We start from the raw sequence: 5,053 nt of genomic DNA on the forward strand, positions 1-5,053 counted from the left end.
CCGGTCTACACATGGTTCGCCCGAAGGGTCGACCTGCGCTGGCTGATGATGTTCGGCCTGGCCTGCTTCACCGTGTCGTTGTGGAACTTCACCCCGATCACGCATGACTGGGGCTGGCGCGAATTGCTGCTGCCCCAGGCCCTGCGCGGCTTCTCCCAGCAATTCGCGGTGGCGCCGACGGTGACGCTGACGCTGGGCGGCCTGTCGCCGGACCGGCTGAAGCTGGCCTCCGGCCTGTTCAACCTGATGCGCAACCTGGGCGGCGCCATCGGCATCGCCGGCTGCGCCACCATCCTGAACGACCGCACCAACCTGCATTTCCTGCGCCTGGCCGAAAACCTGACCCCCGCCAACCCCGCCATGGTCGAGCTGATGCAGCAGGTGACCGTGGCACAGACCGCGGCGCTGGGTGGCGACGCCCAGCACGGCCACCAGGCCGCGCTGCAGCTGCTGTGGTCGCTGACCATGCGGGAAGCGCAGACCCTGACCTATGCCGACGCCTTCCTGGTGCTCTGCGCCTGCCTCGCCTTCGCGACCATCTGCGTGCCCCTGATGCGCAAGGTCGCGCCCCCGAAAGCACCCTCAGCCGATGCGCACTGATCCCGTTGCGATGGACGACACCCTGACAGCCGCCAGCGGCGCGCCGTCGGTCGTCCCCCCGAGTCCGGCCCCGCCCGTGCACAGCGCCCGCACGCTGATGCTGCTGCAGGGGCGGATCGTGCCGACCATCCTGCGGCTGGCCTGGCCGAATGTGCTGGTCATGCTGGCCCAGGCCTCGACCGGGTTGATCGAGACCTGGTGGGTGTCGCATCTCGGCACCGACGCCCTGGCCGGCATGGCGCTGGTGTTCCCGCCGGTCATGCTGATGCAGATGCTGTCGGCCGGCTCCATCGGCGGCGCCATCTCCTCGCTGATCGCCCGGGCCATCGGCGGCGGCCGGCGGGACGAGGCCGATGCGCTGGTGCTGCATGCGGTGGTGATCAACATCGCCCTCGGCCTGCTCTTCATGGGCGTGATGCTGGTCTTCGGCCGGCCGATCTACCGCCTGCTCGGCGGCAGCGGCGGCGAGCTGGAGGCGGCGCTGCTCTACTCCAACGTCGTCTTCGCCGGCTGCGTCCTGCTGTGGCTGATGAACGGGCTGGGCAGCGCGATCCGCGGCACCGGCAACATGCTGGTGCCGGCCCTGGTCACCTGCGGCGGCGTGGTGTTCCTGGTGCCGCTGTCGCCGCTGCTGATCTTCGGCATCGGGCCATTCCCCGCTTTGGGCATCGCCGGCGGCGGTGTCGCCGTGGTGATCTACTACCTCGCCGGCACCGCTGTGCTGGCCTGGTACATCGTGTCGGGGCGGAACCTGGCGCGGCTGCGCCCGACGCGCCTGCGCTGGCCGCTGTTCCGCGGCATCCTGGGCATCGGCACGGTCGGTGCCATCACCTCGGTGCAGACCAACATCGCCATCGTCTTCGCCACCTCGATGGTGGCGGCGACGGCGGGGGTCGACGCGGTCGCCGGCTTCGGCACCGGGGCGCGGCTGGAATATCTGCTGATCCCGCTGGTCTTCGGCCTCGGCGCCCCGGTGCTGGCGCTGGTCGGCACCAATATCGGCGCCGGCCAGCCCGACCGGGCGCTGCGCATCGCGCTGACCGGCGCGGCCATGGCCTTCGCGGTGACCGAGGCGATCGGGCTGGCGGCGGCGATCTGGCCGCAGGCCTGGCTGTCGCTGTTCAGCGCCGATCCGCGCATGCTGGACACCGGCAGCGCCTATCTGCGCATCGTCGGGCCGACCTATGGCTTCTTCGGCATGGGCCTGTCGCTGTACTTCGCCTCGCAGGGGGCGGGCCGGCTGTTCTGGCCGCTGCTCGGCGGCTGCCTGCGCATCGCCATCGTGCTGGTTGGCGGCTGGCTGGCGCTGCGCCTGACCGGGTCGCTGGAGTGGCTGTTCGCGGCCCTGGCGCTGGGCCTGTTCGCCTATGGCGTGCTGCTGCTGTCGGCCATCGGCACCGGCGCCTGGTTCCGGGGAGAAAAGCCATGAGCATGCCGACCGCCGTCGTCGCCGGGGTCGGGGCCGAACTCGGCCTCGGCGCCGCCCTGTGCCGGCGCTTCGCCGCCGCGGGCTATCACGTGCTGGTCGCCGGCCGGTCGCCGGACCGGATCGAACAGGTGGCGCAGTCGATCCTGGACGCCGGCGGCAGCGCCGAACCCGCCTTGGTCGACCTGACGCGCGAGGATCTGGTGATCCGCCTGTTCGACCGCGCCATGGCGCCGGGCGAGGGGCGGGACCCGGCCGACCTCGTCGTGTTCAACGCCGGCAACAACCAGCGCATCGATTTCCGCGAGGTCACGGCCGACCAGTTCGAACAGTTCTGGCGCGTTGCCTGCTTCGCCGGCTTCCTGGTCGGGCGCGAGGCGGCGCGGCGGATGGTGCCGCTCGGCCGCGGCACCGTGCTGTTCACCGGCGCCTCGGCCAGCCTGCGCGGCAAGCCGGGCTATGCCCAGTTCGCCGCGGCCAAGGCCGGCCTGCGCATGATCGGCCAGAGCATGGCGCGCGAATACGGCGGCCAGGGGCTGCACGTCGCCCATGTCGTGATCGACGGCGGCATCGACGGCGACCGCCTGCGCCGGGCGCGTCCCGGGGTGGTGGCGGAGCGCGGCGAGGACGGGCTGCTCGGCCTCGACGCCATCGCCGAGACCTATTGGCAGATCCACCGCCAGCCGCGCTCGGCCTGGACCCAGGAGGTCGATCTGCGGCCATACCGCGAAACCTTCTGACCCCGGCCCCGCTGACCCGCTGGACCATCCCCCGTGCGGCGTGTACACGCAGCATCGGACTTCACGATGCGGCCCGCATGATTTCGGCCGCCGGAGGATGGCTTGCACTTCGCGAAAACGATCCGCGCCTCGGCGGCCCTGCTGCTGCTTGCCGCCTGCGCCGAGCCGCAGACGGTGGACAGCATCACCGCCGCCGCCCGGGCCAATTTCAGCGAACGGATCGCGCCGTACCAGGACCATCCCCGGGCGGATATGGTCGCCGACCTCGGGCCGCCGGATCACGACACCGCCAGCAAAGAAGGCCGCAAGCTGGTGTGGGAGCGGCACGACAGCAAGACCATGACCGACAAAGAGGTCGTGCCGGTGGTGTGCACGGTCACGGCCCTGACCAATGCCCAGGACATGGTGTATTTCGTCTTCGCCGGCGGCAACACCGTCTACTGCTCCGAAGTCTTCGGCAAAGCCACGTCCTGATGCGCTGGCGCTTCGCGTAGCCTCTCCCGCCTGGCGGGAGAGGCAAAGCGTGATGCCGTAACCCGAAATCAGCCCGGTTGAGACACGGCCCGCCGCCGGGCCAGCACGACCAGCGCCGCCAGGGCGGTGGCGGCCAGCAGCAGCGCCGCGGCCAGCGCCACGCCCTGATAGGTGGCTGAAAAGGCGGTCTTCGCCGCCGCGGCGACCGCGCCTGACTCCGGCACCGCCAGGGCCTCGGCCGCCAGCAGCGCCTCGCCGATCGAATGGCGGGCCGCCGGCGCCGCGGCCTCGACCAGGGGCGGCAGGCTTAGCAGCCGCTGGTACAGCACCGCCATCAGGCTGCCGAACAGCGCGACGCCGAAGCCGCCGCCCAGCTCATAGGCCACCTCCTCGATCGAGGCGACGGCGCCGGCCTGGTGCGCCGGCGCGCCGTTCATGACCGTGGTCGACGCCGCGGTCATCGCCGCGCCCAGCCCGGCGCCGATGGCGACGAAGGCGAGGATCGTCGCCACCGACACCTCGCCCGGTGGCAGCAGCGCGATGCCGAGGAAGCCGGCGGCGGACAGCGCCAGGCTGGCCGTGGCGGTGGCGCGGAAGCCGAAGCGGTGCGCCAGCCTGCCGGCGAAGGGCGAGGCCAGGAACGACGCCAGCGGCACCGGTGCCAGCCGCAGCCCGGCCTGCAGCGGCGACAGCCCCAGCACCAGCTGCAGCTGCTGGCTCAGCAGCAATTCGAAGCCGACGATCGCGATCATCGCCACCATGGCCGAGGCCAGGGCGATGGCGATGCCGGGGTCGCGGAACAGGCTGAGGTCGATCATCGGCGCCGCGGCCCGCGCCTGCCGCCGCAGGAAGACGGCGACCATGGCGCCGCCGCCCAGGGCGATGCCGGCGGCCATCCAGGGGTCGGCGCCGGTGTGGGTGCTCTGCTTCACCGCATAGACCACGGCCATGATCCCGGCCATCGCCAGCACCAGGCCGGGCAGGTCCCACGGCGCATGGCTGCCGCCGCGCCGGCCCGGCACCAGCCAGGCGGCGAAGGGCAGGGCGATCAGAACGATCGGCACATTGATCAGGAACACCGCACCCCAGGGGAAATGCTCCAAGAGCGCGCCGCCGACCACCGGCCCGAAGGCGGCGCCGCCGGACGCCACGGCGCCCCAGACGCCGATGGCGATCGACCGTTCGCGCGGATCGTCGAACACCAGGCGCAGGATCGACAGGGTGGCGGGCATCATCATCGCCCCGCCGATGGCCAGGAAGGCGCGGCCGGCGATCAGCCAGGTGGGGCTGGCGGCCAGGGCACAGGCGATCGAGGCCAGGGCGAACAGCGCCAGGCCGGCCAGCAGCATGCGCTTGTGCCCGGCCCGGTCGCCCAGCGTGCCTGTGGCCAGCAGCAGCCCGGCCATCAGCAGCGGATAGATGTCGATGATCCACAGCAGCTGCGACGCGGTCGGGCCGAGGGCGAGGGTCAGCGTCGGCACGGCGATGTGCAGCACCGTGGCGTCGATGGTGACCAGCAGCAGCGCCACCGAGACGACGGGCAATACAGCCCAGCGATTGGCGCGGAGATCGGGGGATGGCGTCATGGCGACAGGCTCGGGCTCAAGCAGCGGCGGATCAGCCGGGGCAGGGAGGCGATGAGGACGGCGGCGTCGAAGGCCGGGTCGGTGGCGATCCGGGCGCTGAAGCCGTCGATGATCGCCAGCAGCCAGACCGCCGCCATCTCACGGTCCAGCGCCGGGTCGGCCTGGCCGCGCTCGACGGCCCGGCCGATCAGATGGACCAGCGCCGGCCGGACCTCGCGGTCGCTGCG

5 protein-coding genes and 1 pseudogene are annotated in these 5,053 nt (G+C 71.9%); 4 read left to right on the plus strand and 2 right to left on the minus strand.

Annotated elements, in window-relative coordinates; translation table 11 throughout:
• From AC3XYG_RS27885 to AC3XYG_RS27900, 4 genes and pseudogenes are all read left to right on the plus strand, one after another.
• Window positions 1-600, plus strand: a pseudogene (locus tag AC3XYG_RS27885) (DHA2 family efflux MFS transporter permease subunit); the annotation flags it as partial.
• A gap of 10 nt (window positions 601-610) precedes the next feature.
• Entirely contained in the window at window positions 611-2,029 is a 1,419-nt protein-coding gene (locus AC3XYG_RS27890) for an MATE family efflux transporter (protein WP_489143138.1), read from the plus strand.
• Window positions 2,026-2,766 carry an SDR family NAD(P)-dependent oxidoreductase gene (locus AC3XYG_RS27895; RefSeq protein WP_489143139.1) on the plus strand — a complete coding sequence of 247 codons (741 nt, stop codon included), beginning with the start codon at window positions 2,026-2,028 and terminating at the stop codon, window positions 2,764-2,766. Before AC3XYG_RS27890 ends, AC3XYG_RS27895 begins: the two co-directional genes overlap by 4 nt.
• A 102-nt stretch (window positions 2,767-2,868) precedes the next feature.
• Window positions 2,869-3,240 (plus strand): hypothetical protein, encoded by a 372-nt coding sequence (locus tag AC3XYG_RS27900; RefSeq protein WP_489143140.1) that lies wholly within the window; start codon window positions 2,869-2,871, stop codon window positions 3,238-3,240.
• Between the two features lie 68 nt (window positions 3,241-3,308).
• On the opposite strand, the gene AC3XYG_RS27905 is transcribed toward AC3XYG_RS27900, so the two are convergent.
• Window positions 3,309-4,826, minus strand: a complete 1,518-nt coding sequence (locus AC3XYG_RS27905; protein ID WP_489143141.1) for an MFS transporter — start codon at window positions 4,824-4,826, stop codon at window positions 3,309-3,311.
• Window positions 4,823-5,053 (minus strand): TetR family transcriptional regulator C-terminal domain-containing protein (locus tag AC3XYG_RS27910; protein ID WP_489143142.1); only part of this gene is annotated, 231 nt, incomplete at its 5' end. The genes AC3XYG_RS27905 and AC3XYG_RS27910, both read right to left, overlap by 4 nt.

The sequence above is a fragment of the Inquilinus sp. genome (assembly GCF_057815775.1).

Excerpts from the sequence above, each read along its gene's own strand:
- AC3XYG_RS27890 (WP_489143138.1), top strand. The coding sequence starts at position 611 with ATGGACGACACCCTGACAGCCGCCAGCGGCGCGCCGTCGGTCGTCCCC.
- AC3XYG_RS27905 (WP_489143141.1), bottom strand. The coding sequence starts at position 4,826 with ATGACGCCATCCCCCGATCTCCGCGCCAATCGCTGGGCTGTATTGCCC.
- AC3XYG_RS27895 (WP_489143139.1), top strand. The coding sequence starts at position 2,026 with ATGAGCATGCCGACCGCCGTCGTCGCCGGGGTCGGGGCCGAACTCGGC.